The following is a 26,377-nucleotide window of genomic DNA, read 5'->3' as shown; positions in this document are numbered from 1 at the left end:
AATATCACTTCAGTGGCAGGAATTTTGATGACCTTGTAGCTCCGACTCCTGGACCGGAATGCTTTACCTCTTTTCTTGTTGGCGCAAACTCACCTAGATAATGGCCTATCATTTCCGGCTTGATTTCAAATTTCAAATAGGATGTGCCATTATATAGCTCTATTTTCTTTCCCACAAATTGTGGCAGGATTATTACATCCCTCACATGTGTTTTCAATGTTTCCTTATCCCCGAGAAGATCATCAAACAGTTTCTGCTGCTCGTGATTCATTTCCCTATTGTAGGATCTTCTTACACGGGCAGGGAACAACTCCAGAAGCTCCGGAAGTTCCATCTGCTCAAGTTCTTCTATAGTTTTTCCACGGTAGGAGAACTCTCTAGCTCTTCCCGTAATGGCTTTTTGAGCCTTTCGTGATCTTCTCTTTATCGATTTTACAGATACCTGTCTTCTAACTACCATTTCTTATCCCTCCTTTTTGGTGATAATCTACCAACCTTTGCTCCTGGTGGTGATCCTCTTGCTACAGTGCTTGGACCTCCAACATGCTGGTGATTTCCACCACCATGTGGGTGATTTACTGCATTCATTGCTACACCCCTGACGGTATACGGCCTTTTGGCCTTGCTTTGAAGATATTTTATATGCTTTCCAGCTTTTAATATTGGTATATCCCTGGCTCCTGATCCAGCTACCACGCCGACAGTTGCCTTGCAATTTGGATTAAGCTCCCTGGTTTTACCAGATGGTAATTTTATTGAAACTGAATTGCCATGGCTTATTATCAGTCCGGAAGACCCTGCAGTTCTGCAGAACTTCCCGCCATCACCGGGATGGTTTTCTATATTGTATACATATGTTCCATCTTCTATTTTTGATAGTGTTGTGGTAGTGCCGTTGTTTGAATTGCCGACCTCCCCTGCATACAATTTCTGGCCCTTGAAAGCTCCGTTGAAAGCTATCATATAACTGATCTCATTCTGTTCATTTTTAAGTGACAGTAACGGTGCATTTCTACCCGGTGCCTGAATTATATCATCTATACTGTAATTTCCATTGGAAAGATGCTTAATTTCAGCAAGATGCCTGTGACTCGGGCTCCTGTATGTTAATGAACCGTGTCCTCTCCTCTGTGCTACTATATGTTTTCCCATTATATTCACCTTAGAATATTCCTATTCTGCCGCCTATTTCCTCTGCGGAGTAATCATCGGATAATTTAGCTATTGCCTTTTTACCCTTTTTGGTTATCAGGATATTTAATCCAATTACTTTTACGTCAAATCTTTCTTCTATTTCCTTCTTTATATCTTTTTTTCTGCCTCTGCGGTCAACTATGAAAGTGAGTTTGTTCTCTTTTTCCATCATCAATGTGGTCTTTTCTGTAACCACCGGAGATATAACATAATCCATTTAATTCACCTCCCTAAGGTTTTCAATTGTGGATGCAGTATAAATTGTCAATCTCCCTGGATTTCCTCCAGGTGCGAGTTTGGTTATGCTAAGGCTATTAAGTGAAGCAAGATCAACGCCTGGCAGTGAAGCAAAAGCCCTTAAGCTCTCCACAGAAGAACCAACAATAAGTAAACTTTTAGGTTGCTTATATGTTCTGTTTCTCATTTTTCCACGTCCGGCCCTTATTTTCTTCCCGTCCTTAGATCTTAATACATCGTCATAAACACCAAGATTTGATAACACCTGAACTGCGTCCTTAACCTTTGTAATACTTTCAATATCATCTTCTACTACGACAGGAAACGTTAACTTTTCAATAGATTCCTCTGAAATTCTATGCCCTCTCTGCAGTATGCGTTCCTTATTTGCAGTAAAGGCGATCGCACTTAATTTAGCAAGCCTGCGTTCCTTTTTGTTGATCTTTTTATATAAAACCTTATCACTGCGTGGTGATAGGGCACTTCTTCCACCTACCATGCTGGCCAGAAGAACTCCCCTCGACCCGCTTGCAAGTCTTGGAATCCTTGAGATACCATGGTTAGGTCCAAGATTGTGGCCCACTCTTCTTGTTCCTGCCAATGGGCTAGACCCGTAAGGTTGCCTCATAGACAGCGAAATTGCCCTGAATGCCTTGTGTATCAAATCTTCCCTGGTTTCTATCTCGAATACCTGTGGAAGTTCTATTTCCTTTGTAACTTCTCCCTCAATAGAATAAACGTTAGTTTTCATTTTTAATCACCCTGCTTAGATTCTCTGGATATGTATGTAATATCGACTTTGTCCGTATTTGGAACAGCCTGCCTTGCGGGGTCTCTCATTTTAATAAGCCGTTTTGATGGCCCGGATATGGAGCCGTAAAGAAGTATGTAATCATTTCTGACAAGCCCGTACTTCAAGAACCCACCTTTGACGTTAATTTCGTCTACCTGTTCTTTCGTTGCAGTTTTCATTATCCTGATATTATGTATTGTTCTTTGGTGTAACCCAACCTGCCCGGCTTGTGGGACAGTGTTTCTTACCCAATCGGGATGCCATGGACCAAGGGTTCCGATCATCCTTCTGTGTTTTCTGTTGCTCCTTGGTAAAAGTTTAACTCCAAATCTTTTTACTACTCCCTGAAAACCTTTTCCCTTTGTAACTGATATGACGTCGACAAAAGAACCGGTAGAGTTGAAATCATCAAAGTGAAGTTCTTTGCCTAATTTTTCTTCTGCCAGTTTGATTCTGTCTGCTATGGTAGAACCTGATATTCTAACTTCAAATATCTCAGGGGTTTTAGTTGGAATTCCAGTAACAAGTTGAGGATTTGTATTCACAAGTAAGCGGACATCAGCGACGTCCTTTATTTCAATATTTTTTGGTTCTTTATTTTTAATTTCAGGAATCCTTTTGAATACCTCTTTCTCTATTTGTTCAGCTCTTTTCTCAGCGAAAACCTGAAGCCCGTTGTCTCCATCTTCATAGTATCTTATAGCTATGACATTGATCGGAGGAACTTCCACCACAGTTACAGGAACCATAATTGTTTTTCCAGCAGTTACACTGGTTTTTCTATAGTCAGTAACCTGTATGTGTGTCATACCTACTTTATATCCAGCGAATGCCTGAATCTTCGATTTGCCCTCTATCTCTGGCCATGAACGAATTTCAGCCCCAATTTTTTTAGCACGTACTCTGGGATAGTACGCCATTGATCCCCTTCGGGAATGATGCGGTGTTGCCATTTTATATCACCAACCGTTACACTTGCTATATTGCCAATAAATTGCAATATTACGGGTTGCATTTAGCATTGCCCAATGTGTATGGTTAAATTCTAAAGGTTATTAGATTAATATTTATTAAGTTTGTTATTTAATTTATACGTTCACTATGGATTTAGTGGATTATAGAAAAGATATCTTATGGTAGACTGAATATAAAAATATATTTAACCTTAACTATTAGTTTTTTACGTTATAGATCATCTTTATTCTTTCTATCAATGTAATAGTGAGTTAGTGTTTTACGGGGTTTATTACCACATTAGATTAGAGAAATATTTATATACATATTACGTATATATACGTTATATGAATAATATGCCAGACTGGGTACTGGAACATAAGGGCAAAGGGATAGAAATAAGGAGATTCGGTGACAGGTATTATGCATATGAATCGTCAAGCAGGTATGACAAGGATCTCAAAAGAGCAAGGAAAGTTACAGGCAAATACCTTGGTGTTGTAACACCTGCAGGGATAATAAAGAAGAGCGATGTTTCGGGCATAAGGGGAGACTATGAATATGGAAATATTGCATTACTGTATGGAATAGCAGGGAAGACAGTACTCCCGGTACTGAAGCAGGTATTTCCATACATGTACGACAGGATAATAATATATGTTATCCTCAGGGATATACAGCCACTTCCAATGAAATCTTTAAGGTATTTATATGAGAAAACATACCTTTCAAGAATGTATAGGGAATCCATGTCTCCCGGGTCTATTTCCGGAATGCTGTCATCACTGCCACAGGAAGGCATGGTAAATGCAATGGGGAAGCTCACGGAGAAGGGAGAATATGTTTTAATGGATTCAACAGCCATATTCTCCAGATCGGATAATATATCATTCCTGGAACCCGGCCATAATTCTAAGGAGATACACCTGCCACAGATCAATGTTATGATGTTATTCTCATCAACAAGGACTCTACCCACATTTATAAGGGTACTTCCAGGGTCAATAAGGGATGTGTCAGCTATGGCAAATACAATAGACATGGCAGGTATTGAGAAATGCGTTATAGTTGCTGACAAGGGTTTCTTCTCCGCAGACAATATTAAAAAGCTAAAGAAGAGGCACCTGAGCTACATAATACCATTGAGGAGGAATTCTTCCCTTGTACCTGATACTGATGATTTCCTTGGTGTATTCATGTACAATGGGAAACCAGTAAAGTACTGGAAGCCTGAGAATGGTGTTTACATGTTTGAGGACCCTGTTCTAAAATCAGAGGAAGAGAGGGACTATCTCATAAGGATTCATGACAATATAAGGCCTAAATCATCATACTATGACCATTCTGGTGACTTTGGAAAGCTTTACCTCCTTTCCGATATCAATGATGAACCAGAAAGGATATACAGATTGTACAAAGATCGTGAATACGTTGAATACGCTTTTAATGTGTACAAGAACGATCTTGAGGCAGATAGATCATATATAAGGGACGACCACATGCTTTCAGCATACATGTTCCTTAATTTACTATCACTGTACCTGCATTTCCAGGTACTTAACATGATAGATGGAAAATACAGTGTAAAGGATGTTCTCCTGATACTTTCAAGGATAAAAATATACAATACAGGGAAAACTGAGATGGTAAGTGAAATACCTAAGAAGGCAAAGGAGCTTATATCAAAATTAGGGATAGACCTGGACATATTACGTAAAAAATGAAGAGTTAAGGATTTAATGATGGTTATTCACACCTGTATGGATTCCCGTGTGATGGGAATAAGGTTGCCGGGCAAAATTCTTTAATTTTATCAAGAGACGATCTAGCCATCTGCATATTTTGTGTAAACATGCTATCAATTTTTATTTTGTTCCTTTTAATTATAATAGAGTCCCCAACAAATAGTGAATTTTTATCACGAAAATAAATTGAAACATTATCCATGGTATAACCAGGAGTTCCAATAACTTCCAGAAAATCAATATCCATTTTGTTATATGAATAAACGTGCTGTATTCCTTCAAATTGTAGCCCTTTGCCTTCTACTTCAAGAATACCCCTGAGCGTAGGACCATTTTTCATACTCCCCATTTCCCTCTTTGGAACGTATATTTTCGGATTGTATACGTCGTAAATATCCCTTAGTGCGCCTACATGGATGTAATCTACCGCGGTAATCAGAATGTAGTCGGGGTTCAAGCCGGAATCCTTATAAAAATTGATAACTTTATTAGCGTCAGATTTAATTCCAGCATCTATCTGTATAACTGTTCCCATATATTTTATAACATATACATTTACAACCGTATTTGGTATGATCATAATTCCTTCAGGAAAATCAAAATTAATTTTAGACAAATATCATTACCCCGAATGCTATTAATTTAAATTATATAAATGGATATATTATGATTACCAGCAATAATATCATAAGATACATATTGGAAAAGCCGAAAGCTTTTCTGAAATATTTTTTATCATACGACTTGAAAGCTGGCTTTAGAACATAGTATAACAGAATTATATCCATTATGATAGCTATTGGTATATATGGCAGGCCAAGTTTTATTGAAGGTACAAATAGAGGTATTAACGAATAAAATATTAGAATCACAGTATTTATAACAATCCAGAACTCTGTTTTCTTTATTCCAACTATTGCTGGAAGCATTGGCACTTGGCTGGCTTTGTAATCGTCCACATTGTTAATTGAGAGATTCCAGAAATGAGTTGGCGTCCACATGAACACAAGAAAAGCCAGAAATAGAGATGTAAAGGATACAGAGTTGGTTAATGCTGCCCATCCAGCCAGAGCTGGAAAACCTCCCGCTATACCACCAATAACTATATTCCATGTAGTTCTTCTCTTGAGAAGAATAGTATACAGGAAAACATAGCTAAGGAAACCCCCAAAAATGAATAACGCCGTGAGTAAGTTAATAAATACTGAGCTTAAAACAAAAGAAACAACTATCATTGCAGCAGCTATACTGAAGATAAGCCCTCTTGTGCCGGGATTAAGTGTAGATGACCGGGACCTTGTTCTCTTCATTTTGGTATCTATATCCATATCATAAATATTATTGAACATGCTGGCTGACATCGATGCCAGAGTCCCACTCAAAATCAATAAAAACAATATAAGAGGATGGGAAAAACTGCCTGGTACCAGAATAAATGCTGTAATGGCAACTAAGTCAATTAGAATCGTAATTTCTAACTTTGTAATTTTCATGAAATTTGTAATTTTGCTCATAATTAGTCACCATAAATAATGTTTATTAAAAATTTTAAAAGATAAATTTATTTTATTTATGCACCGGCTGAAGGTGGAGTTATTACAGTTCCATTATCATAGTTGTTGGGTCCGTAGTTTTCAGAGTAAGTACCGACATGGAATTGTTCTACCATTTCGCCTCCCCTGGTTGTTTTTAACCAGCTTTCATACTGTGCTTTAGGAAGGACGAAAGCCTGTCCTCTCATATGAGCGTGTCCAAGACCGCAGAGTTCGACACACTCAAATTGGTATTCTCCGGTCAATGTAATATTAGACCATACATAGTTGTAATGACCCGGGAAAGCATCCACTTTAGTTACGTTAATCAGGTAAAACGAATGCATCACATCCACACTAGTTACATTAAACTGTATAGGCGTATCAGCTGGAAGTACAAGGAAATGCCTGCTTGATGCTCCGTTGGGGTATATGAACACCCACTGCCACTGGTAACCTACAACATTGATATCCATATAATGGTGGCTATCTGTAGGTGCGGATGGTGCAGCGCCAGCGACCCTGATACCATATGCAGGCGGTAGGTCATAAACCAGTAAAGACAGCAATATTAACACAACAAATAAAACGAATATTTTAAATATTGTTTTATTGCCACGTTCAAGGTTTTCAATCCTGCCCGGCCTCATATCCATATCTTTGTTGTATTTCTCCTTCTCAAATTCATCTGCATTTTTAGGCTTATAGCTTTTTAAAAAGACATATACATACCAGAGGGCAAAACCCCCTCCTATCAATATGCCTGGTAATACATAAGCCAGAAATATAGATGTTATTTCGGCCCCCGTAATGGAACCCCTGGGTATCAAATGATACACACTTGGAATTATATTATATATTTCAAACATCTTATCCACCTCATTTTATAGTATAGTATGGAGTAGTAACGCTACTGCTAACTATCACAAACGCATACATGCCTGCTTCAGCGTGGGTAGTTAAACCACAGACTACCCAGTAATGGCCAGACGCTGTATCGTTCCACCATATTGATCTGTAATGTGCGACATTACCATACCATATAGGATCTATTGTTCCTGTACTGGCTATTACTTTTTTGACGTGCACACTGGTATGTGCCCATATAGGACCTGTCGACCACTGTGAACTATACGGTAATTCAAACTTCAAAGTATGTGGTTTTACCTCATAATTTGTCATGTTAGCATGAATATCGGCATTCGCAGGCAGATAAATGGTCATCGCACCGTATGAAGTCCCATTAAAGTTAAACGGGTAGGCGTTAGGATACCCATTCCCCTGACCCCATGCGGCAAGTGACAGGTTCACAACTTCAACATGTGTACCATTGATTGTTGTGTTGTAATATGGTATATCCCGGTGCGAAACTGCTCCCTGATCAGACATTATTGTGTTCATCGGATGATACTCAGCCGTCACAATACCTATAGCAGCTATTAGTACTATAGCTATTGCCAACACAGCAAATGCCGCCTTCAGAATCGGTTTCAACTAAACCACCTCCCAAGGAAGACCTGTAGAAACAGCCATAGTGAAAACCATATGGCTATTATAATAATAGCCACTGCATATGGATTTTTCAATATCCCTACCTGGTTATATTCAAGGTCGTCATCGCCTATTTCCATGTCAATATCTTCATATCCATATTTCAATGGCACTTTATTGACATTTACATTTTCTGTTTGTTCTTTATTTAAATTATCCATATTTTCTCACCTCATACCACGAAAGCTATAGTAGTAAAGATACCTGTTAGGAACACAAACGCAACAAACCACATCACGACATCCGCCCTTGTTGCGGTTCTTCCCCAAAGTATCTTCTTTCCCCTCTTTAGATGTACTACGTAATTTATCATCACGGCTATCACACCTATAGAGAATAGCAGGTCCATAAGGGATATTAGCCAATACATTGACGCTATAGGATTATTCGCAGTTGCGCCACCATAGCTTAATGCCGGATGCGCATTGATTACAATTAGGGAAAGCAATGATGTTATCAGTGATATCACTGCTAATACAACACCTGCAGTCATATAATTGGCGCTTTTATTGCGTTCCTTTCTTATTGCTCCATATGTAGAACCCCATGCTAGCAAAGCTGCTATTCCTATTGCAACTATGGAAATTACTATGTATACTGTTGCCATGGTCGGGAAGAACCAGGTAGTAGGATCATTGCCATCCACGTATGGTGATGCGGACTGCAATTTAAGCCATTCAACCATCCCATAGAAAGTCGCCATCCATATCATGTTGCCTGCAAGAAACATAAGCATACCTAGCCTTGTATTGTTAAATCCTTTCATTACAGGCTCTTTCTTGTACATAGGAGGTACATTCGGTGATCTCAGTTTGAAGTCATCATACATCCATCCTATGGTGCCCCACAGGAATATAGCTGCTGCAAATGCTATTATTCCATATCCAAGGTAAGCATATGCAGGACCAAAGGCGTATGGCTTGTATCCCATAAGAGTAACAGCTGCACCGATGAATGCTAGAACTACTCCCACTCCAATTAATAATGGCCTCGTAGAAAGTTCCACCTTTGGTGGTTTTATCGGATTATTTTTATCCAGTAGAAGATCTCTGTGATCCTCTCCACCGACATATGGCTCGTAATCGAAATTGTAGTATTTCGGTGGATTTGATGTGAACCATACAAATCCAGCTGTAGCCTTATATGGATTCTGATCTGTAAGTGGTGCATGTTTTTTCATAGAATAGGCGAAATTCGCGAACATTATCAGGAATGATAAACCGAAAATAAATGCCCCCGCCGTTGATATTTCGCTAAATATAGTATATCCGTAGCCAGCCGGATATGTGTATACCCTCCTTGGCAAATCGTAAAGGAAGAACATCGGGAAATAGAGTACATTAACTCCAATATATGCAATAGCCCAGTGTATTCTTCCCCATGTTTCACTATACATTTTTCCAGTGAACTTAGGGAAGTAATAATACAGGTTTCCCATTAATCCCATCACAGCAACTCCTACCATGAAGTAATGGAAATGTGCTACAACGTAGTAATCTCCATGCACAATTGTGTCAATTGCAAGTGAAGATTGCGTTACACCGGTAATTCCGCCGATCATAAAGGATGTTGAAGCCGCAAGTGCAAATAGTATGGGTGTCTGGAATTTATGCTTAGCTCCCAATAGCGTTGCTATTAATCCCACTATAAGCATTCCAGTTGGTATTGAGATTGTCTCTGTAAATACACTAGTTGCCATTAACCATGCAAATACTATTCCAGTCATGAATGTGTGGTGTAGGAACACCATTACGCTATCGACAGAAATTGCACCCATGGCAGCTATCATCCATTTCTTCAGGTAGGGTGCCCTATGACCAAGATTAGATAGATAATCGAACATTGCTCCGGTACCTGGCAATAATAGTAAATACACTTCCGGGTGCCCGAAATACCAGAACAGGTTTTCCCACATCAAAGCACCGCCATAAGTGGATATGAAGCCACTAAGTCCAAGAACATTAGATACAACGAGGGTAAAGAACATTGCGCCGATTTCAGGGAACACATACCATGATATCATGGATACCCATAGAACTGCCCATACAAATAGGGGCATATTCATTAATCTGAAGCCACGGGCCCTTGCCTTGAAAACCGTGGCAATTACCTCCGTCGACGCAATTATTGTCCCAAGGCTCCTTACAACCACAGCGGCTGCTGCAGTATCTGCCCCTAAGTACGGCGTGAATTTAAAAGATGATAATGGCTGATACACTGTCCATCCGGTATCAAGGTTTCCTCCTGGCAGGAAGAAACCTATCCAAAGGAGAATACCGCTAAACAGATAAAGCCAGTAGCCAAGGGCATTAATCCTCGGGAATATCATATCCCTTGAGCCAAGAGCCAGTGGGACCAGATATATACCAAGACCGAATCCAAGTGGCCCCAAAAACCATATTAACATCGGGAAACCATGTATAGTTACAAGCTGGTTATACTGCAACGCATCCAAGAATCTTCCTGAAAATAATCCATAGTGCACAAGATCATATCTGGGTATAGCGAGCTGAACCCTCATTAAAAGAGCCAGCACTCCACCACCTATAAAGAAAACCAAAGATGTAAGTATATACAGCAGTCCAACTTGTTTATGATTCGTAGTAAAAATCCAGCCTCTGACTGAATTGTATATTTTGTTATTTCTTTCATAAATCTGGTCGTTACTTTCAGCTTCCATGGCTTTACTATTTCACTGTTCAATATAAGACTAATTATAGAATATTTTCGTGGATAATTTATGCGTATATTTTGATTGCTTACGATTTACAGCACTTCTTTATTGCGTTTTTCCATATTATCGTCCGGGAAATAGTTTAATTAAAAAAATAACCACACAATGAAACAAAAAAATTTATTTCTGGATACAAATATCAGTTAACATATATTACATGTTAAATTGTGTACTTTTTTATATACCTGCCCATAAATAAAGGTGCTCTAAATGAATACACATGATGAAACTTTGTTTGTTAAAAGGGTTTGGTGTGTGAGGTCCTTAATTTACATTAAAATGTGGCTAAATCATGTCGGGTTAATAGGTACGCCCTTCTCTTGTTACTCATATTGTCGCACATCAGTTCTATAAAAATATCTAAATATCTTATTAAACTTATTATCCAAAATGACCGATGAGAGAAAAAATAACAGAAAATTACTGGCATTTTTTATCGTATTTTTTGTTGTAATAGCATTTCTTGCTATTTATGGAGCGGAACATTATAATGCTCATGATGAATCTATAGAACTAGAAACATATTGCAAAGTTTCAGACAGTGCACTGATTAAAGATAATACCAGCACGTTTGTTTACTATATTACCTGGGGTGGAAGCCCTACAGGGGATGCAGGTTCATGGGCTCTGTATGATTTCCTCCACAGTAACGGGTTTAATATGAATGGAACATTCAATGAAACCCAATCCATGAGTGGTTACCAGTACAATAATACTCCCGGACTTATCTTTAATACCAGTTATACGTATAGCGTTACATATGATCATAGAAATACAATTGTAGTTCCAGTGTATCTTTATGGAGAAAATTTGAATAATAATACAACACCTGCAGCCGGCTTAAAAGTTTTAAAGGCAGACGTTCCTTCATCTGTATATAACGTAGTAAAAGGATATACAACTGAGGCGATAGTTGGTGGATTAAGTATTTCCAGTGATAATATGAGCAGTATACCGCATATAAACTCAGTTACACTTATTACAGGGCCATCTGGGGCATACCTTTTCAACGGGTATATAGTTGATCCAGCTGATTATACAAATGACACGCCTGGAGAAGTACTACATGATGTAAATAATAATACTAATGATAATGGAATAAATACAGGCATGGAAGGTTTGGAAGCAACTATCAAAGATGTCAGATGATTGTGCAAAAATTTTTGTTTCTATTAAACTCTTTATTATCAAATATCCCGTTACATTATAACTTGATTTTATGACAATTTATATTATGTATATTGACAACGACAAGCAACTTAAAATTGAGTTGATATAACGTTCAAATCCTAACCTGTTAATTTTTTTAAGAAAGTTAAGCTAGTATCCTGGAAAGTAAAAGGGACCGCGATACATATCCAGGCAAACTAACAGAAGGCCGAGTATAAGACTGTTTGTATCCTGGAAGTGGATCATAACATTATCATCATATAAAGAAACGACTTATTAATTGTGCTGCTAAGATACCATACATAATAATCAGGTGGCTAGACAACTGGAAAGTACAGAGATTTGCCACTAGTAGAGAGAAAACGCTATGCTCCTAGTCGAAGAATTTAAAATGATGCTTCCAATGGTTGAATTCCACTGCACAATAGAACATGCAAAGCATGTAGACAGAGGATAGGTGGAGTTCAATGCAATAAACACAGATGGTATATGGAATGTTTAATTTTATGAGAAAATCTAAAAGTTGTGAGGGCAGAAAAGAAGGTAGCAAAAAAGTGAAAAATTAAAAAGGAAAAGTTATAGGGGTCTTCTAAAATATAATATGGAACAATTCACTTGCAAAGGTTATAAGACATATAAGTTAACTATAACTATATGCTTTGATTATAATACTTCAATAAAAGTGATACATATGGCAAAAATAGATATTGGTTCGATAAAATACATGGCATAATTTTATATGGTCCCGTGCATCAAATTAGGATTTAAACTTGCCCTTGAATTTCAAGATAATCAGAGCTGCAATAAAGGCAATAGCAACAGCCAGCATGAATAAATCCACTGCATACCCATCAGCATAAAATCCGGACACAATGGAACCCGTTGAATCTGGATTGAATGCAAGCAACAACGCAAACATTCCCAATAGGGGCATTGAGAATAATTTTTTATTAAGATTTTCTAATTTTACTGTCATGTATTTCTATAATTTTGTATTATACTTAAAAGTAATTGTAAAATATATTTATAATTTAAATATATCATTAATGAATGAATATCTAATCTATTTTATTATCATTTCCGGCATTCAGAGAAATTTTAGTTGATGCCAATGCTGTAATTCCTAGTCCTATGATAAAAACTGCCACACCCAATATTGCAGTATAAGCTTCGAATGGCAAAAGGGAATATATAGAAAGTATAGCAGTTCCGAATCCGCCTAGTAACAGCCCCATACCTGTAGCTAATAGTTTAACTCCACCTATTTTTATGTCTATCACCGTATAAGTATAAACTAATTATATTTAATATTTATTATAGAATTTAGTTAGTGAGGTACTGTTTTGATATATATTATCACATTAGAGACGGCAAATATGATTTTCTCAGGTGTTCCGGTTTAATTGAAATGAGACAGCGGTAGAATACTTAATTACCATAAGTTGATTTTTATTCTAGCCATCATAAGTATAGTGAAAGTTTGCGTCAATATTGGTAGATAAGATTACTATAGTGTTATTATTGAGATTTTTATTCCAGTTTTTGCGATAATTTTTTGGCCCAGTTTATCTTCCTTTTGTATTCCAATGAACATAGAAATATTTGCCAATAGAAAATAATTTCGGTTGAAAATACATAAAACACTGCCAAATTAATACTGCATCCTTTCCGGGGAATACAGAATAGAACATGATAAGAGACTTCAAAACTATATTGCATAAAGAGACTATTATATTCCGTATCTTTTTTCCAGGATATTATTTTCAAGTTTAATACAGGTGCCTAACCTAATCACCAGCCTTATAATTTGTGGAACTTATCATATGTGGTGAGACATGTTTGGAAGTGAATAGTTGAATATATTCATTAATAAGTATTTTATATGTATATGTAATAAATTACTATGATACCAGATATATTAACAGCGATGATTACTCTTCATCCGGCAGCTTATAATCCCAATACCGAGACTTTCTTTTTAGAGGTTATAATGGGAATGTGTGCTGCGATTACGATAGGTGCGACTATTTTCGTAAAAGAATTTATTTTAAGGAAATAAATTCAAGTTACCTTTATATTTTAATAACTCTTTTTAAATCTTTTTGATTATCTCTTGGAATATTATGATTTTATAAAAATTAGTTAATTTTAAAAATATTACAATTATTTACCGGCCTGTATTGCTTTTCCCTGGTGGTGGGCTTTTTGCAATATTGGTGTATCAACTATAGAATGCCTGTACATTGTTTCAATTGTACTCAACCACATAAATGGAAGTGTTATTCCCCACAGGATAGCAGAAAAATACAACTGTTGCTTTATACCATAAAATGGGAAAAGATCATCAAGTGATATTATGGATATGTAGAAAAATACAAGGGCGGTCATACTGAACATCATAGAGTTAAACTCGATATAAGCGGCCTTAAATTTAGATATGTTAAAGTACACCAGATAGGTTAAAAGCCCTGAAATTACACCCATTATATTCATGAGAAAATAGTAATAATAATTGGTATATGCAAAATATGCAACGGGCGGGATAAACCAGATAAACATCAAAATTGAAGCAATTGCCGCAAGTATTGCCTTTATCTTAACAGTTTTGATAAATGGTTTCATACCGATCTTTGTAATAGCATACATCAAAAATATGCCTGATACAAACATCAGTATGTTAACTCCATAAAAGAATGTTAACGAAGTTAATTGAAGATGATAGAATATTCCTATTACCTCCATGACTGGAATTAACATAACAAAAAATATTGCAAGGAGAGGAAAATAATTACTATTTCTAAGATCTTTAATGTGTGATATGAGTTTAACTCTTGCCCGCCGGTTGAAAAACACCGTAAGCATAAAATTGCTGATTAATAGCAATAATATACTTTCTGACAGCAATGCCGTGGAAATGGCCGAGGCAACAACGGCAGCAATAGTTGGCAATATAGCCGTCAGTCCTTCGCACTGGCAACTCAGTGCGGATACAGCACCACTTATTGCAGGCGTTACCATTGCACTTGCCCCTCTTCTTCCATTTGATTTTTTTCTCGAAATCCCACCGTTAATATTTACTATACTGAATATAAGGAAGTAGTTCTCGGTTAACAGCGCTGCCAATATCAAATAAAGAATAATTGATTGGATTCCCATTGTAAAGTCAATATAATTTACCCTCATTATAATGCCATAATAGAATAGGAATGGCACCTGTGAATGTGGGAAATCGGCGTATATAGAATCAACAACTATTTTCGTTGGTTCAACCGGTACAGATATGACAAAGAACCTGGACACCAGCAACATTACAAATAGGATAAGCACAAATGTTGCACCACGGTAAAATAGTGGCTTATTTTCCTTATAATATAAATTGTCTATAATATCTGTATAAAATGCTATTGTAAGCAATACCATTATCTCCATCAACGGGTAAACTATGTATGTGAATAAGAGTACAATAAATGAAAATAGCCCTATAAATAAGAAATATAGATATATCCTGTTAATCACCGAGTTTTTTCTGAAGAAAACCAGAAGAGGAAGCACAACATAAGGCAATAGAAAAGCAAGAAATTGGTATATTGATGGATATAATCTTGTATTATAAACTACAAATACCCCCGTAATCGCGGAGTATATAAACAGATAAAGTGTAAAAACCGAAATTATTAGACTTTCAACTATTTCTCGCTTCATTTTATCCTTTGAATATTTCTTGATAAGGATAAGTTTAATTATAGAATAATATCTACAATTAATTAATAATAAAATCACTTAATGCACAGCCACATGTTTGATACGATATTTTTGATTGGAATTATGACAATTATTTTTATGGTAACTTACATTATTTTTGTATTTTCATATATACTCAGACATAAGACTGATATATCGTTTCTTAGAATTGCAGCAATAGGAATTTTCACGGCCATGATGGCAAGTATGCTGGACGCGTTCCTGCTTTATATAACCACAGTTCACAATTTTCTGGACACAGGTCTGGCATTTACATTTGGTATGATATTAATGTCACAACCCGTAGTTGCAGTATTTGTAGGTGTAATGCATGGTGGTTTGGATAGAAAAGGGCTTACAAAGGCAAATGCAACAGCATTTACTGGTTTGATTATATGGAATGAAGTTTCAATGGGGCTGTTTTTGTTTTACCTGTTCAACCCAACTATAATACATTTCGATTATTATCATACTATTTATTCATTTGATTTTGTAAGCGCACTTAGCAATGGGATAAACACGATATATTTCATTGTTCCAATGAGCATAGAAATGTTTGCCCTTTTCCTTGTATACAAGCCAAAGGGCATGCACAAATATGCTGCAATATCTATATTCACCATGGATCTTTTCGCACCAACGCTTCTAGGCAATGACAAATTCGTCTTTATAGGTGGTGTTGGGGAAACAGCTATCATGATAATATTTATGATTATATTTTTTGAGTTCATGGCAAAACACAAACTCATTTTACCAAAAGATGATGCTTATCATATTAAGATGATATTTATTGATTATCTCTTAATGGGTATCGGCACCTTCATCGGAACTATAATCTTGAAACCTTTCGGATTTGCCTGGATATTCTTTGCAGTGGCAATACTGTTTGGCATGTGGTATTACTTTAGCAGTATGTTTTCTGTGAAAACGCCATCTATTAACGTGACAAAAACAGAGAATAATGTCGTAATTAAAAGGAAAAAGATAATTAATAAACCAGCCAGATTAATATTTTTTGTGCTTGTTGCATCCTTTGTATCAGAATTGTTTATGGCGGGTTCAATGGATTTTGCAACGTACAATTACCTCCCATTTTTCAGGGCAATAGACACATTGCCATCATTTCATGGAGTATCTGTGGCGGGCTTTTATGCGCATGATGTTTTAAGAGAGTTTGTTTCACCATTTGTGCCTGCATCTACCGGGACTTATAATTTTTTGATGTTTTATGGAATGGTAGGTGGTGTTTATAAATTTACACCGGTATCCACATTTATTGAAATTCTTTACATAATAGGTTACATAACGGATTCACCAACATTTCTTATAATTATGGGAACGGAAATGATAGCTCTTGTTATAGCCCGGATGAGAGTTTTAAAGGATAGAGGAAAGAAAATAAATCTGGCCTTTGCCATAACAGCATATATTCTCTATACGACAGTGGGGCCTAATTTTTTAAACCCCCTATATTATAATAAACTCCCATTCTGGGCCAATACTGGAGCACAGGCTGCACTATACCCTTACCTTGTTATACCACTTCTGGGTTCATATGCATTATATGCATTCCTTGCCCTCCTTTTCGGCAGGAGGTCCTATTGTTCAACCTTATGCCCATCAGCAGTAATGTATGGTGGAACACTCGGGCAGGCAATGGGGAGGTATAACTGGGAAGCAAAACCCAGCCGCAAAATGAGATCAAGCCATTTTACCGATTCAATACTGTTTATAGCCAGTGGGGCATGGATATGGGCTATCCTGGCATCCCTATTCTCATATATGTATACGGCAACTGGGAGCCTTAGTTTTAGCATTTATGGAATAGATCCATCCGTGTTTTATTCCTATTTTATATGGAATATTCTGTGGTATGTATTCTTCTTTTCCATCCCGTTTGTGGGTATGAGCCCATGCAGAAAGTATGGGTGGTGCTCCACAGGTACGCTGGTTGGTTTCTTCAGTGTACTGGGTTTCTTCAAACTTAAAGTAAAGGACAAAAATGTTTGCAGAACCTGTGAAACAAAGGCATGTGCCACTTCCTGTGAGGTTGGAATATCTACTTTGCCGGGCCAGTTTATAGAGAAAGGGTCTTTCAAAAGTGTTAAATGTGTAGGAGCCGGGGATTGCAAGAGGGCATGCCCATACGACAATATATACTTTTATGATGTCAGAAATTTTCTTAACGAAAGATTAGGAATATGGAGAAAAAATAAAGATTATAGTAGTGATATTGTAATGGTAAAGAAAAATTCGGGGTTTAAGAAATAAAGGTGAATTTAATGAATGTAATATTATATTATTATTTTCTATTCCAGGTAATTCTTGCATTTGGAATAGTTATAGTTGGCGGGACAGTAGAAGGATATGGATATGGATTGTCACTCGGGACAAAGTGGCCATATACCAAAGATATGCCTCTGAAAGCAAAGGCAGGTGACCCTGAAGTATGGCACAGGATACTGGCCACATTGCTCGGGGTTGACGCTGTAATTATGGTAGTTCTTATCCACGGAACACTGGAAATTACAGGGCTAATTCTTGTAGTTTTAACAGCATTGCTGGGAATGGCAACGCTATATACCCTTGCTGGCAAAGCACCATCAGTTGTTCAGGGCCTGCATGACATACTGGCTTACTCAACAGCATTGACATATTTATTGATAATATATCCTGTAGCTGGAAATGTGCTGGAGCTTGTGATACACAACATTCCATTATACTTTTTCTTTGCAGTAATATATATGGGAGGAATGACAACAGGCGAGCGTGGATATCAAAAAGCAATCGGGTATTTCAAAATACCTAAAACAAAAGCGCAGTGGATATGGACTATACACGGGCTAGCGGTATTGTTATTCCTATTTACCCTGATATTATTCTTCTTCACTTACAACGTTGCTTTAATAATAATAGGAGTACAGATCATAGTAGGAATAATTGTTTTCATATCTGTAAACAAATCAGCATCGAGGCCAGGATTTATAATTCCTATGCACCAGTTTTTTACAATATTGATTGTTCTTTCAATAGTATTCCAGCTGAGTATTTTTAAATAAATTTATTTTATTGTTTGTTGTATAACCTGCCTTAGCTGCCTTCTTAATAATAAATCAAGCGTAGTTGGTGGGATATCAAGCGTAGATGACAGCTCTTTTAATCCTATCTTTTTCGGAACATCAAAATATCCCCTTTCGAATGCTTCTTTTAAAATATACTCCGATTTAATGCTTATACGCCTACCATTGAAGGTCTTTATATTACTATCTTTTATATCGTATATTTCCCTTAAGGTATCGTCAATATGCCTGATTTTATTGTAATTGCTAACATTTAATTCCCAGAATAGGTTGCCGGAGTAGTCTATCCGTTCAAGTTTAATTTTACTATCTGAATTCATTAACTTTTTCTTCATAACTTCGACAAGCGGGCAGCTTTTAGCAACAACGTTAAGCGTTACAAAATTGGCACCTTTCTCTACGATAGTCACATCTTCTGAATGTTTATAGTTTTCAAGGTAATCAATTGTTTTTTTGAGAATATCTTCAGATTCTGAATATAATGATAATGTTTCATAGATATATTTGTCGCGAAATTCCTGCTCAACTATTTTGATTCTGATCTTAAAGTCATTTATAAGTTTTGAAGCAAAACAATTTTCGTATTTAAATGAGTATAATATTTGCATGCAACATCGAACAAACATAACCACCTAATTATTAAAGATTTTCATTTTTTCGGGTGTGGGACACTATTATTCGTCCCTGGTTATTACAATGTAAACCCTTTTGCCGAGAAATTCCTTAGGGCAATCCACCTTTGCACCCGATCCGAACTTTGTTACTTTCCTCTCTATGAATCCATATATTCCTTTTATAGAGACCTCTGTTGTCTCATGTATTTCCACTTTTCCCATAGTAATGTATATATACATTGTATATATATCTATCTATGGGTCTTGTCAGGAGTGAGGACATACAGTATAAACTTGAGGAGATAAACAATATACTGGGGAAGAAGTATGTACAGGAACATCCGGAAAAGGGGAGAAACTGGAGAACATACGAATCCGAGTTTTCACGGAGAATTAAAACTGCAATGAAGGAACTTGATCCCCTTATTGAAAAAGCCGTATCCATTATGCATATTGCTAAAAGGCCAGGGCATCCACATTCATTATTACTTGCCCAGAGGGTGAAATTAATACTTATAAAACAGCTTGTTGGCGAATCAAACAGGATGTTTGTTAATATGCTCGATATATTTTCTATGCTTTCAGGCATAGATGTATCATATAAAACAATAGAAAGGCTATATTCAGACAATGAAGTTGTAATGGCCATATTCAATCTCCATGTATTGTTACTGAAGAATAAGAATATTGCAAATTCAGATGCAACAGGCGATGGCACGGGCTATTCATTAACAGTAAAGAAGAACTACGAATCCTATGCACAGAGGTTGAAAGACCTTGCAAAGGAGAATAAAGAAATTGGAAAGGAAGAACATAAGGATAAAAAATCAAAAGGGCATAGAAAAAGATTGTTTGCATATTCCTTTTCCATTATGGATTTAAGGACAAGGATGTATATAGCCTCCGGAACAAGCATGAAATCTGAAAGAAATGCATATGACAATGCAATGAGGATTGTCAACAAAATAGGTATTAATATAGATTCTATAAGGCTTGACAGGTATTATTCATCACCTTCATATGTAGATAAATTAGGGGATACAAAGGTATACATTATACCTAAGAAGAATTCTACATTGCACGGTTCACATAAATGGAAATCTATAATAAGGGAATTTCTCAATGACACTATGAATTACCTTGAAAAGTACCATAAAAGAAGCAATTCAGAATCAGGATTTGCAGCAGACAAGAAGATGCTGGGATGGAATATGGCACAGAGAAGGGATGACAGGATAGGCAATGCACTGTTATGCACCAATGTCTGGCACAATTTATTCAATATGGGGAGGTATTAGAATAGTGTCCCACACCCCATTTTTTCTTACCATTTGTTAGATAACAAATATGAAACAGTTTTTATAAAATTATTATAGTCATATTTTGTCGAAAAATAGCACTTAATTAATGATATAGTACAATATAGCATGCAAAATAATATAATAAATGGCGCTATTTGTGGATACATGATGCGCGCTTTTGATAAGAATCAATTTAGAATCCTTTCACTCGTTTCAGTTACAATTGGGTTGAGAACACTGGGATTATTTATGGTATTGCCTATATTTACATTATATGGAGAAAAATTCACAGGATCGTACTTATTAATTGGAACAGCACTAGGAGCTTACGGCATCACAATGGCTTTATTCCAGACTTCCCTTGGGCGGCTTTCTGATAGGTATGGCAGGAAGTTAATTATCTCTATAGGAATTGCAACATTTATTATAGGCAATCTTATATGTGCTGATCCGATCAATATTTATGGCCTCATACTGGGAAGGCTTGTAGAGGGGGCAGGAGCAGTAAGTTCTGCAGGAATTGCCCTTGTACATGAAAGCGTTCCTGTAAACAGGCGGAACATATCAGATGCAATTATAGGAGTTGCAATCGGGTTATCATTTATGCTTGGGGTTATAGTAGGGCCTTTGCTTGCAACTATTTTCAATTATTCTTCAATTTTTGTTATAGCGGCTATCATAGGTGCCATATCTTTTATCCCTCTATGGAAAGTTAAAGAAACAAAGAAGGAAAAAATGTTTAAAATAAAGGCGCACATAGATTCAAAATTGGCAGTTATATCAATAATCAGTTTTTTCATTTATTTTTATATGATTGTGTTTTATCTTTATCTTCCAGTATTTTCATTGAAGTATTTCCCTGTTAGTAGATTCTATGAATTCCTTATTCCTGTAGTTTTCATTGCTGGTATAATAGGGCTTGCTATAGCAAGGCCGGCAGATAAAAATAAAACAGTGCTATTTTCACTTGTATCACTCATTGTGTTACTGATAAGCGTGCCGTTGTTCTTCCTTAATACGCACGTAACTGATGTTACATACTTCGCTTTAAGTGTTGCAGGCTTCTATTCCGGGTATATAATTAGTGAAACAGTTTTTCCAACACTTATAACCAGATTGGCTCCGAAAAACAGCTACGGTGGAAACCTTGGATTTTATACCTCAATGCAACATGCTGGTGTGTTCTTCGGTGCAGTTGTAGGTGGATTGCTTATAATCAAGGTCAATCATGATATACCTATAATGATTATTATCTTTACACTATTCGTATTTAGCATAGTACTGCTTTACTTTATTACGCAATTCAGGGAGATATATTTGAGCAACAATGTGGAATAGATATATTATTTAAGCTATTTTGTAGAATATATTAACCAATATGAAATTTAAGTTATAAAGCCCTATTAGAAATATTTATGAAAAAATGGATTCTTGTACTTGGCGTGGTGATGTTGATAGTTGGTGTTTCTATGTACGTATACAGTGGCATGGAAAAACCAAAAATTAGCGAAAATAATTTTACAGTTAAGGGAAATGAGTACATATCAAAGAACATATCAGTTGATTCCAAACATTTTATAATATCTATTACCAACCCCGTAACCAGTTCTGGGCTTGTTCCATCTAAAGATATAGGAAATGTTACTAATACCACGGCTTTATCCGCTTTAAGCCTCCCTACCTATACAAGTTTCGGGAACATAAAAGAGTATAGGAACATGACTGAAGGAAGTTATGCTTTCATAGAATTTACAGGATCACATCCGGCTACTTCCATAACATACGGGCCGACTGGATATCTGGTTTATATCGGGTATGTTGCAGATTTTTCCACATTCCTCATATTGATCGGTATTATAGTAGCAATTGCTGGTATTCTACTGAACAACAAATTTAGATTAAGGGACTTTTAAATTGTCAACTAAATATTTAAAAAGTTAAAATAGTATTTTGTTATAACCTTATTTAACTAACTGGGTCCGTAGCTCAGCTAGGTAGAGCGATGGACTCTTAATCCATCGGTCAAGGGTTCAAATCCCTTCGGACCCGTATAATATAAAATTGTTTAAAATCCGGTTTCTAGTTATCCAATATCGTATCTTTTTCAAAAAAGATTATATATAAATATTCCAATAAGGGACTATGAAAACAAAGGACAGAGAATTTAACGGAAAGAACATAGACCTGGATAAATTATCAAATGTTGTAGAGCAGTATTTTCAGAATGAGAAGTTTAAAACCCAGCTAGGAAAACATCCAAATGGAACCCTTATCCAGGCAACAAAGGAAGGGTTGCTAAGAAGCATAGCCGGTATGGACAGATCATATTCTATTACTATTTCCGGAACACCGGATAATGTAAAAATAAGTATTGGAATGGGCAAATGGCTACAGAATCTGGGGGTGGCAGCAATAGAAAGTTTTCTTTTAACTCCTGAACTGGCATTTTTCGAAGTCCCTGAATCATTATGGGGATTTGAAATCGAGGATAAATTCTGGAAATATATAGAAAACCAGATAGATCTTGGCATACAATAAACACAATTTGTATGACAAATTTATTTTATTTGTTTAGTATATTGTAAATATGTTTTTTGTGCTTGTAATAGGAATTATTGCAGGATTCATTTCTGGATTTGCACTTGCTATAGTAATATACTCAATGATAAATAGAAAAATGTCCGGCAATGTTGAGGATAAGTTAAAAGCTTCCATGCATGAATTTATTGAATCTGAGAGCAGGAACCTTCTGAATACCGGCACAATTGCTTTTAAAAATGCACTGGAAATTGAGAGGAGCGAGCGTGAAAATACCGGATTAAAATTGAATGGCCTGATAGAGCCATTAAAAGATTCTTTGAAAACCTACCAGACATACATAGAGAATATAGAGCGTGAACGCAAATCCGAATCAGGTGCATTGAAAGATAATCTGGATACACTATCACGGAAAATAACAGACCTTGAACATGATACTATAAAATTATCAGGCGCCCTCAAAAATCCGTCTATAAGAGGCAAATGGGGTGAGATCACATTAAGGCGAACCGTAGAGATAGCAGGCATGACGCCATATTGTGATTTTATCGAACAGGCAGTTTCTGAAGACCGGTTAACTAAGCCAGACATGATTATAAAGCTCCCAAACCGCAGAACAATAGTTGTTGATTCAAAGGTCCCCCTATCCGGATATTTTGAACATATGAATGGTGAAGAGGACAAAACTTTCCTGGATAAGTATATGCTTGCTTTCAATAGCCATGTGAGGGACCTTGCATCAAAAAAATACTGGGAAAAATTCGATGGGTCTGTTGATTTTGTCGTTATGTTTCTCCCCATGGAATCATTGTTAAGCCTTGTTATGTCAAATAAACCGGAAATTATAGAAGATGCAATATCAAAGAAGGTAATTATAGCAACGCCGGTAACATTGATATCTCTATTGCTTACCGTGCACATGGGATGGAAAGACATCAATACTGTGGAAAATTTTAATGGCCTGATAGCAAAAATCAAGGAGTTTTACAACAATATGCAAACCTTTGTGGGAGATTTAAATGAAACATCAAAAAACCTTTCAAAATCAATAGATTCATTCAATAGGATGACAAGGGATATTAAAAATAAGCTTGAACCGGTTATTGAGAATTTAATAAAGACAGATGTGGCAAATAACGGTGCAAATATGGATTTGCATGGAGTTGAGAAAAGTCCAGATGACTATGATAGTTATTTAAAATGAGTGAAGAGCCTGTGATCTGAGTTTCCATCGAACAGCCCTATGCGGATTGCCGAATCTATCCACCCATATGAATAATTAAGAGCCGCAAAGGCGTTAATAAAATCATTTTTGCTGTAGAAGTATTTTGCATCATTATAATAATTTAAAACCATGTCCATATGATCTTTGGCTATTCCGTATATGTATGAGTCTACAGGAGCTATTATACGGATCTTGTCAAGTGCAGCTTTTTCAATTTCAAAATATTTCTCAACCTTTTCCTTCAATTCCATATTCCAGAATATAATGATGATATTTATTTAATTTTATAATGGTTTGAAAAATTAATATATAGTCAGTATAGAGCCGTATCCAATAAGTCTCCATCTGTTGGATATACGCCTTCCTATCGCCATTCGGTCATTTATACTGGCAGCTACGGGATATTTCAATGAGACACCGACACGTTTGTCTTTAATTGAAGTCACAGTTCCTATTGTATTTGCAGTCCCTACAGTTAACATGATCATTTCATTTGATTTTAATGGTTCAACATTAACTTCTTCGTCAAAGCCGACAACACGGTTAAGCAGATGTATATCCATCTCCATGTTAAATACGGTTTTCGGAACATTGCCCTTTAATCCGATTATTCTGCCTGTAAATGAATCTCCTTTTGTAAGGAATGGGTCAAGTTCAGTTCCAACTGCTGCCAATCCACCTGGCAAAATAGATTCATATGAAGACGAACCTGCCATCAAGGACGTAATTTTTGTTGTGACATTATCCCATGTAGTTTTATTTCCTTTAGTAATCTGAACTCCCGGAGCAATTTCAATTTCATCTCCTACTGTAAGTTTGCCTCTAATTAAAGCACCGCCGAGTACGCCCCCTTTCAATTTTGAGGGTTTGGTTCCCGGTTTGTTAATATCAAATGAGCGGGCTATATACATCATAGGTGCATCATTATCATTGAATGGTGGAGTTTTAATTATTTTCTCTATGGCTTCAAAAACTACGTCAATATTTGTGTTATGATATGCACTTACAGGGATAACCGGTGCATTTTCTGCAATGCTGCCCTTAAGAAAATCCTTTATTTCTTTGTAGCTTTCCATAGCCCTTTCTCTGGTTACAAGGTCAATTTTATTCTGTACAACTATGATTTCCTTTATTCCCATTATTTCCAGGGCAGTTAAATGTTCCCTTGTCTGTGGTTGTGGGCATTCTTCATTTGCTGCTATTACAAGGATAGCACCGTTCATGATGGCAGAACCTGCGAGCATTGTAGCCATTAATGTTTCATGGCCAGGTGCATCCACAATCGATATTACGCGGGAAAGCTGGCAATTATCAGAATTTTTCTTATTGCTGTAAAATTCTTTTCCTGTTTCATCTGTGCACCTGTATATGGGTGTATCAGCGTATCCAAGTTTAATTGATATCCCACGCTTAACTTCCTCAGAATGCACATCTGTTTTTTTGCCGGTTAAAGCAAAAGTCAGGGTGCTTTTTCCATGGTCAACATGACCAACCATACCTATATTAACAGATGGCTGCTCCATTATTGTTCTCCTTTTTCTTCTGTTTCTTCCTTAGCATCAAGTGGTTTTGTACCGTACTGTGTAATAACAAGATTAAGCTGGGATATATCTGAACCTATTGTATTCCCCCTGAATGTTACTCTTTTCCTAACACCATTTTTCCCCTTTCTGCCTTTATTATAGGTTATAAGTATCCTCTTTTTGCCCATAATTGAAAGGTCTTTCTTCATAGGAAACCCGTCATTTGCGCTTCCACCGGTTAACTTCATCTTATAACCGGGCATTTCAAAAAATATACCGTCTATCTCTTCTCCTATTTTTCTGCCAGCTAGAGAACCAAGAACATCCTCTGAGATGTCCTTCTTGTATGTTTTACCACTATTCCTATCCGCAATTACTGCAACAACCATAATATACACCTTAAACTTTATTTATTCCTAATTATATGCTCATTAATAAAATTATA

General features: G+C 36.5%; 29 protein-coding genes and 1 tRNA gene. 11 read left to right on the top strand and 19 right to left on the bottom strand.

Translation table 11 applies throughout. The features are described 5' to 3' along the window. Positions 1-4: 4 nt before the first annotated feature. From FACI_RS05650 to rpl3p, 5 genes are read right to left on the bottom strand one after another with little or no spacing between them, the layout of a single operon-like run. Positions 5-460, bottom strand: coding sequence for a 30S ribosomal protein S19 (locus tag FACI_RS05650; RefSeq protein WP_009887167.1), 456 nt, complete (start codon positions 458-460; stop codon positions 5-7). Next, positions 454-1,152: a 50S ribosomal protein L2 gene (locus FACI_RS05645; RefSeq protein WP_009887166.1), complete on the bottom strand. Its 699-nt coding sequence runs from the start codon at positions 1,150-1,152 to the stop codon at positions 454-456. The genes FACI_RS05650 and FACI_RS05645 overlap by 7 nt, the downstream gene beginning before the upstream one ends. Before the next feature lie 10 nt (positions 1,153-1,162). Continuing rightward, on the bottom strand, positions 1,163-1,411 hold the full coding sequence (locus FACI_RS05640; protein WP_009887165.1) for a 50S ribosomal protein L23: 249 nt from the start codon (positions 1,409-1,411) through the stop codon (positions 1,163-1,165). Beyond that, positions 1,412-2,182 carry a 50S ribosomal protein L4 gene (rpl4p, locus tag FACI_RS05635; RefSeq protein WP_009887164.1) on the bottom strand — a complete coding sequence of 257 codons (771 nt, stop codon included), beginning with the start codon at positions 2,180-2,182 and terminating at the stop codon, positions 1,412-1,414. A gap of 2 nt (positions 2,183-2,184) precedes the next feature. After that, complete coding sequence (rpl3p, locus tag FACI_RS05630) at positions 2,185-3,177, bottom strand: 50S ribosomal protein L3 (protein ID WP_019841599.1); 993 nt, start codon at positions 3,175-3,177, stop codon at positions 2,185-2,187. A 348-nt stretch (positions 3,178-3,525) separates the two neighbouring features. Here rpl3p and FACI_RS05625 point away from each other — a divergent pair, with 348 nt between their 5' ends. Continuing rightward, entirely contained in the window at positions 3,526-4,902 is a 1,377-nt protein-coding gene (locus FACI_RS05625) for an IS1634 family transposase (protein WP_009886083.1), read from the top strand. Positions 4,903-4,924: 22 nt separating this feature from the next. On the opposite strand, the gene FACI_RS05620 is transcribed toward FACI_RS05625, so the two are convergent. Genes FACI_RS05620 through FACI_RS05595 form a run of 6 tightly spaced genes read right to left on the bottom strand, consistent with a single transcriptional unit; the run spans position 4,925 to position 10,686 of the window. Further along, a complete protein-coding gene (locus FACI_RS05620; protein WP_009887162.1) occupies positions 4,925-5,539 on the bottom strand; it encodes an MBL fold metallo-hydrolase in 615 nt (204 codons plus the stop codon). A 31-nt stretch (positions 5,540-5,570) separates the two neighbouring features. After that, entirely contained in the window at positions 5,571-6,437 is an 867-nt protein-coding gene (cyoE, locus tag FACI_RS05615; RefSeq protein WP_009887161.1) for a heme o synthase, read from the bottom strand. Positions 6,438-6,493: 56 nt separating this feature from the next. Further along, positions 6,494-7,324, bottom strand: coding sequence for a cytochrome c oxidase subunit II (locus FACI_RS05610; RefSeq protein WP_009887160.1), 831 nt, complete (start codon positions 7,322-7,324; stop codon positions 6,494-6,496). Positions 7,325-7,334: 10 nt separating this feature from the next. Continuing rightward, positions 7,335-7,949 (bottom strand): sulfocyanin, encoded by a 615-nt coding sequence (locus FACI_RS05605; RefSeq protein ID WP_009887159.1) that lies wholly within the window; start codon positions 7,947-7,949, stop codon positions 7,335-7,337. Then, on the bottom strand, positions 7,946-8,167 hold the full coding sequence (locus FACI_RS05600; protein ID WP_009887158.1) for a hypothetical protein: 222 nt from the start codon (positions 8,165-8,167) through the stop codon (positions 7,946-7,948). Before FACI_RS05600 ends, FACI_RS05605 begins: the two co-directional genes overlap by 4 nt. An 11-nt stretch (positions 8,168-8,178) precedes the next feature. Beyond that, positions 8,179-10,686 carry a cytochrome c oxidase subunit I gene (locus FACI_RS05595; RefSeq protein ID WP_009887157.1) on the bottom strand — a complete coding sequence of 836 codons (2,508 nt, stop codon included), beginning with the start codon at positions 10,684-10,686 and terminating at the stop codon, positions 8,179-8,181. A 444-nt stretch (positions 10,687-11,130) separates the two neighbouring features. Here FACI_RS05595 and FACI_RS05590 point away from each other — a divergent pair, with 444 nt between their 5' ends. Continuing rightward, positions 11,131-11,889, top strand: coding sequence for a DUF929 family protein (locus FACI_RS05590; protein WP_009887156.1), 759 nt, complete (start codon positions 11,131-11,133; stop codon positions 11,887-11,889). Positions 11,890-12,667: 778 nt separating this feature from the next. On the opposite strand, the gene FACI_RS05585 is transcribed toward FACI_RS05590, so the two are convergent. Next, complete coding sequence (locus FACI_RS05585; protein WP_009887155.1) at positions 12,668-12,886, bottom strand: hypothetical protein; 219 nt, start codon at positions 12,884-12,886, stop codon at positions 12,668-12,670. An 82-nt stretch (positions 12,887-12,968) separates the two neighbouring features. Next, positions 12,969-13,190 (bottom strand): hypothetical protein, encoded by a 222-nt coding sequence (locus tag FACI_RS05580; protein ID WP_009887154.1) that lies wholly within the window; start codon positions 13,188-13,190, stop codon positions 12,969-12,971. Positions 13,191-13,813: 623 nt separating this feature from the next. On the opposite strand from FACI_RS05580, the gene FACI_RS10255 reads away from it, so the two are divergent. Beyond that, positions 13,814-13,969, top strand: a complete 156-nt coding sequence (locus FACI_RS10255; RefSeq protein ID WP_009887153.1) for a hypothetical protein — start codon at positions 13,814-13,816, stop codon at positions 13,967-13,969. A 104-nt stretch (positions 13,970-14,073) separates the two neighbouring features. Here FACI_RS10255 and FACI_RS05575 read toward each other — a convergent pair whose 3' ends face one another. Beyond that, positions 14,074-15,612 (bottom strand): hypothetical protein, encoded by a 1,539-nt coding sequence (locus FACI_RS05575; RefSeq protein WP_019841594.1) that lies wholly within the window; start codon positions 15,610-15,612, stop codon positions 14,074-14,076. 138 nt (positions 15,613-15,750) lie between these two features. Here FACI_RS05575 and FACI_RS05570 point away from each other — a divergent pair, with 138 nt between their 5' ends. After that, positions 15,751-17,922, top strand: a complete 2,172-nt coding sequence (locus tag FACI_RS05570) for a 4Fe-4S binding protein (protein WP_187288938.1) — start codon at positions 15,751-15,753, stop codon at positions 17,920-17,922. A gap of 11 nt (positions 17,923-17,933) precedes the next feature. After that, positions 17,934-18,710, top strand: coding sequence for a hypothetical protein (locus FACI_RS05565; RefSeq protein WP_009887150.1), 777 nt, complete (start codon positions 17,934-17,936; stop codon positions 18,708-18,710). Between the two features lie 2 nt (positions 18,711-18,712). On the opposite strand, the gene FACI_RS05560 is transcribed toward FACI_RS05565, so the two are convergent. Then, on the bottom strand, positions 18,713-19,339 hold the full coding sequence (locus FACI_RS05560; protein WP_009887149.1) for a helix-turn-helix domain-containing protein: 627 nt from the start codon (positions 19,337-19,339) through the stop codon (positions 18,713-18,715). A gap of 66 nt (positions 19,340-19,405) precedes the next feature. Then, positions 19,406-19,567 (bottom strand): DUF2080 family transposase-associated protein, encoded by a 162-nt coding sequence (locus tag FACI_RS05555; RefSeq protein WP_009886141.1) that lies wholly within the window; start codon positions 19,565-19,567, stop codon positions 19,406-19,408. Between the two features lie 35 nt (positions 19,568-19,602). On the opposite strand from FACI_RS05555, the gene FACI_RS09795 reads away from it, so the two are divergent. From FACI_RS09795 to FACI_RS09790, 6 genes are all read left to right on the top strand, one after another. Beyond that, positions 19,603-20,643, top strand: coding sequence for an ISNCY-like element ISFac3 family transposase (locus FACI_RS09795; RefSeq protein ID WP_009886142.1), 1,041 nt, complete (start codon positions 19,603-19,605; stop codon positions 20,641-20,643). Between the two features lie 129 nt (positions 20,644-20,772). After that, positions 20,773-21,984 (top strand): MFS transporter, encoded by a 1,212-nt coding sequence (locus FACI_RS05545; RefSeq protein ID WP_019841591.1) that lies wholly within the window; start codon positions 20,773-20,775, stop codon positions 21,982-21,984. A gap of 77 nt (positions 21,985-22,061) precedes the next feature. Continuing rightward, positions 22,062-22,559: a hypothetical protein gene (locus FACI_RS05540; protein WP_009887147.1), complete on the top strand. Its 498-nt coding sequence runs from the start codon at positions 22,062-22,064 to the stop codon at positions 22,557-22,559. 62 nt (positions 22,560-22,621) lie between these two features. Beyond that, positions 22,622-22,695, top strand: a tRNA-Lys gene (locus FACI_RS05535). Between the two features lie 93 nt (positions 22,696-22,788). Then, positions 22,789-23,184: a hypothetical protein gene (locus FACI_RS05530; RefSeq protein WP_009887146.1), complete on the top strand. Its 396-nt coding sequence runs from the start codon at positions 22,789-22,791 to the stop codon at positions 23,182-23,184. A gap of 49 nt (positions 23,185-23,233) precedes the next feature. Continuing rightward, entirely contained in the window at positions 23,234-24,388 is a 1,155-nt protein-coding gene (locus FACI_RS09790) for a DNA recombination protein RmuC (RefSeq protein WP_009887145.1), read from the top strand. On the opposite strand, the gene FACI_RS05520 is transcribed toward FACI_RS09790, so the two are convergent. From FACI_RS05520 to FACI_RS05510, 3 genes are read right to left on the bottom strand one after another with little or no spacing between them, the layout of a single operon-like run. After that, the gene (locus FACI_RS05520) at positions 24,376-24,660 is read right to left on the bottom strand and encodes a DUF357 domain-containing protein (protein ID WP_009887144.1); all 285 of its coding nucleotides are present in this window, start codon (positions 24,658-24,660) and stop codon (positions 24,376-24,378) included. The two genes, FACI_RS09790 and FACI_RS05520, sit on opposite strands and share 13 nt — an antisense overlap. Positions 24,661-24,711: 51 nt before the next feature. Next, positions 24,712-25,932 carry a translation initiation factor IF-2 subunit gamma gene (gene eif2g / locus FACI_RS05515; protein ID WP_009887143.1) on the bottom strand — a complete coding sequence of 407 codons (1,221 nt, stop codon included), beginning with the start codon at positions 25,930-25,932 and terminating at the stop codon, positions 24,712-24,714. Then, positions 25,932-26,321 carry a 30S ribosomal protein S6e gene (locus FACI_RS05510; protein WP_009887142.1) on the bottom strand — a complete coding sequence of 130 codons (390 nt, stop codon included), beginning with the start codon at positions 26,319-26,321 and terminating at the stop codon, positions 25,932-25,934. Before FACI_RS05510 ends, eif2g begins: the two co-directional genes overlap by 1 nt. Positions 26,322-26,377 lie beyond the last annotated feature (56 nt).

This window comes from Ferroplasma acidarmanus Fer1 (genome assembly GCF_000152265.2).
GTDB classification, from domain to species: Archaea; Thermoplasmatota; Thermoplasmata; order Thermoplasmatales; family Thermoplasmataceae; genus Ferroplasma; species Ferroplasma acidiphilum.
Note: the sequence above shows the minus strand (reverse complement) of the source record. Positions and strands in the feature narration are given on the sequence as shown.

What these genes read in the sequence shown, in the direction of transcription:
- FACI_RS05650 (WP_009887167.1), bottom strand. Translation starts at nt 460, where the DNA reads ATGGTAGTTAGAAGACAGGTATCTGTAAAATCGATAAAGAGAAGATCA.
- FACI_RS05645 (WP_009887166.1), bottom strand. Translation starts at nt 1,152, where the DNA reads ATGGGAAAACATATAGTAGCACAGAGGAGAGGACACGGTTCATTAACA.
- FACI_RS05640 (WP_009887165.1), bottom strand. Translation starts at nt 1,411, where the DNA reads ATGGATTATGTTATATCTCCGGTGGTTACAGAAAAGACCACATTGATG.
- rpl4p (WP_009887164.1), bottom strand. Translation starts at nt 2,182, where the DNA reads ATGAAAACTAACGTTTATTCTATTGAGGGAGAAGTTACAAAGGAAATA.
- rpl3p (WP_019841599.1), bottom strand. Translation starts at nt 3,177, where the DNA reads ATGGCAACACCGCATCATTCCCGAAGGGGATCAATGGCGTACTATCCC.
- FACI_RS05625 (WP_009886083.1), top strand. Translation starts at nt 3,526, where the DNA reads ATGAATAATATGCCAGACTGGGTACTGGAACATAAGGGCAAAGGGATA.
- cyoE (WP_009887161.1), bottom strand. Translation starts at nt 6,437, where the DNA reads ATGAGCAAAATTACAAATTTCATGAAAATTACAAAGTTAGAAATTACG.
- FACI_RS05610 (WP_009887160.1), bottom strand. Translation starts at nt 7,324, where the DNA reads ATGTTTGAAATATATAATATAATTCCAAGTGTGTATCATTTGATACCC.
- FACI_RS05600 (WP_009887158.1), bottom strand. Translation starts at nt 8,167, where the DNA reads ATGGATAATTTAAATAAAGAACAAACAGAAAATGTAAATGTCAATAAA.
- FACI_RS05595 (WP_009887157.1), bottom strand. Translation starts at nt 10,686, where the DNA reads ATGGAAGCTGAAAGTAACGACCAGATTTATGAAAGAAATAACAAAATA.
- FACI_RS05590 (WP_009887156.1), top strand. Translation starts at nt 11,131, where the DNA reads ATGACCGATGAGAGAAAAAATAACAGAAAATTACTGGCATTTTTTATC.
- FACI_RS05585 (WP_009887155.1), bottom strand. Translation starts at nt 12,886, where the DNA reads ATGACAGTAAAATTAGAAAATCTTAATAAAAAATTATTCTCAATGCCC.
- FACI_RS10255 (WP_009887153.1), top strand. Translation starts at nt 13,814, where the DNA reads ATGATACCAGATATATTAACAGCGATGATTACTCTTCATCCGGCAGCT.
- FACI_RS05575 (WP_019841594.1), bottom strand. Translation starts at nt 15,612, where the DNA reads ATGAAGCGAGAAATAGTTGAAAGTCTAATAATTTCGGTTTTTACACTT.
- FACI_RS05570 (WP_187288938.1), top strand. Translation starts at nt 15,751, where the DNA reads ATGGTAACTTACATTATTTTTGTATTTTCATATATACTCAGACATAAG.
- FACI_RS05565 (WP_009887150.1), top strand. Translation starts at nt 17,934, where the DNA reads ATGAATGTAATATTATATTATTATTTTCTATTCCAGGTAATTCTTGCA.
- FACI_RS05560 (WP_009887149.1), bottom strand. Translation starts at nt 19,339, where the DNA reads ATGCAAATATTATACTCATTTAAATACGAAAATTGTTTTGCTTCAAAA.
- FACI_RS05555 (WP_009886141.1), bottom strand. Translation starts at nt 19,567, where the DNA reads ATGGGAAAAGTGGAAATACATGAGACAACAGAGGTCTCTATAAAAGGA.
- FACI_RS09795 (WP_009886142.1), top strand. Translation starts at nt 19,603, where the DNA reads ATGGGTCTTGTCAGGAGTGAGGACATACAGTATAAACTTGAGGAGATA.
- FACI_RS05545 (WP_019841591.1), top strand. Translation starts at nt 20,773, where the DNA reads ATGCAAAATAATATAATAAATGGCGCTATTTGTGGATACATGATGCGC.
- FACI_RS05540 (WP_009887147.1), top strand. Translation starts at nt 22,062, where the DNA reads ATGAAAAAATGGATTCTTGTACTTGGCGTGGTGATGTTGATAGTTGGT.
- FACI_RS05530 (WP_009887146.1), top strand. Translation starts at nt 22,789, where the DNA reads ATGAAAACAAAGGACAGAGAATTTAACGGAAAGAACATAGACCTGGAT.
- FACI_RS09790 (WP_009887145.1), top strand. Translation starts at nt 23,234, where the DNA reads ATGTTTTTTGTGCTTGTAATAGGAATTATTGCAGGATTCATTTCTGGA.
- FACI_RS05520 (WP_009887144.1), bottom strand. Translation starts at nt 24,660, where the DNA reads ATGGAATTGAAGGAAAAGGTTGAGAAATATTTTGAAATTGAAAAAGCT.
- eif2g (WP_009887143.1), bottom strand. Translation starts at nt 25,932, where the DNA reads ATGGAGCAGCCATCTGTTAATATAGGTATGGTTGGTCATGTTGACCAT.
- FACI_RS05510 (WP_009887142.1), bottom strand. Translation starts at nt 26,321, where the DNA reads ATGGTTGTTGCAGTAATTGCGGATAGGAATAGTGGTAAAACATACAAG.